The sequence below is a fragment of the Aeromicrobium sp. PFPM2_SD2 genome, from assembly GCF_057364525.1.
In genome coordinates this window covers 1-1,403 of the sequence record NZ_JBNFNZ010000561.1, presented here as the reverse complement: position 1 = coordinate 1,403, position 1,403 = coordinate 1, and the positions used below count along the sequence as shown (strand labels likewise).

The following is a 1,403-nucleotide window of genomic DNA, read 5'->3' as shown; positions in this document are numbered from 1 at the left end:
GGTCGACGAAACCCGTGGGACCGAGGCTGCCCAGCAGCCGGGACGGCGTGGGTCTCGTCGTCCCCGACGAGGCGTAGCCGCGCAGCACGGCGCGGCTCATCTCGGCGTGGCGGGGCCGGCGCTGCGGGCGGCGGTCTCGTCGTCGAGCGGGACGTGGGACGCGGCGTAGCGGCCCGGGTGCTCGCGGGCGTAGTCCCGGTAGGCGTCGGCGAAGGCGCGCAGTGCGTCCTTCCCGCTGCGCCCGGCCAGGGCGTCGGCGACGCGGGTCGCCATCTCGTCCAGGGCGAGCACGGCCAACCGGGTGCGCAGGTCCGCCGAGCTGGTCACGTGCGCGTAGAGGCTGGCGACCTTGACGTCGAAGCGGCGGGCCAGCGCCGACAGGGTGACGTGCTCGAGGCCGAGCTCGTCGGCCAGCTCGGCGGCGGCCACGGTCAGGCGCTCGGCGGTCAGTCCGGCTCGGGCCATGGGTCTTCCCTCCAACCTTCAGGTGATTGCCTAAAGACTATAGGAAGCGTGCCGGCCGGGGCGCGGCGGCCTCAGTCCCAGCGCCGCTGACGCCCGCTCTTGACGTCCGAGCGCAGCTTCTTGGCGGCCAGGCGGCGCTCCTGCGAGCCCCGCGTCGGCTTGGTCGCCCGGCGCTTGCGCCGCGGAACCAGCGCGGCGGCGACCAGCTCCTCGAGCCGGGCCTTGGCCGCCTCGCGGTTGCGGTGCTGGCTGGCGTACCGCGAGGAGACCACCCGCACCACGCCGTCGGTCACGCGCGTGCTCAGCGCCGCCAGCACGTGGGCCTTCTGGACCTCGTCCAGAACGTCGCTGGCCCGCACGTCCCACAGCAGCTCGGCCTTGGTGTCGGTGGTGTTGACGTGCTGCCCGCCCGGCCCCGAGGAACGGCTGAACCGCCACGTCAGCTCGGAGTCGGGCACGCGGAGTCGGCGGTCACGGGCGGGGGTCATCACCAGCCAGGATGCCGTAGAGCCGCCGGCGCGTCTCCTCCAGCAGGGCGGTGGCGCGCGCCTGCTGCTCCTCGGTGCCGGTCTTGGCGACCTGGCTCCAGGCGACGATCATCGCCTTGAGCGCCTGGCCGGACTCGGCCGAGACGTGGTGCCCGCGGGCGTGCGTCGTGGCCTCGCGCCAGGCGGCGTCCAGCCGCTCGCGGTGCTCGGCGACGTACGCCTCGCCCTCGGCGGTGAGCGACGCGGTCTTGCGTCCCTCGACCCGCTCGAACTCGACCAGCCCCTCGTCCTCCAGCTGCTGGAGCACGGGGTAGATCGAGCCGGGGCTGGGCGTCCAGGCGCCCTCCGTGCGCTCGCTGACGTCCTGGATGAGCTGGTAGCCGTGGCGCGGGCCGTCGGTCAGCAGCAGCAGGGCCGCGGCGCGCACGTCGCCGCCCCGTCCGCCGCGGC

General features: G+C 74.8%; 3 protein-coding genes. All 3 read right to left on the bottom strand.

The window, feature by feature from the left end:
- Positions 1–96: 96 nt before the first annotated feature.
- On the bottom strand, positions 97–465 hold the full coding sequence (locus tag AC2W7G_RS16330) for a TetR/AcrR family transcriptional regulator (RefSeq protein WP_485869364.1): 369 nt from the start codon (positions 463–465) through the stop codon (positions 97–99).
- 71 nt (positions 466–536) lie between these two features.
- Positions 537–953: an alternative ribosome rescue aminoacyl-tRNA hydrolase ArfB gene (arfB, locus tag AC2W7G_RS16325; RefSeq protein WP_485869365.1), complete on the bottom strand. Its 417-nt coding sequence runs from the start codon at positions 951–953 to the stop codon at positions 537–539.
- Positions 937–1,403 (bottom strand): PadR family transcriptional regulator (locus AC2W7G_RS16320; protein ID WP_485869363.1); only part of this gene is annotated, 467 nt, incomplete at its 5' end. The genes arfB and AC2W7G_RS16320, both read right to left, overlap by 17 nt.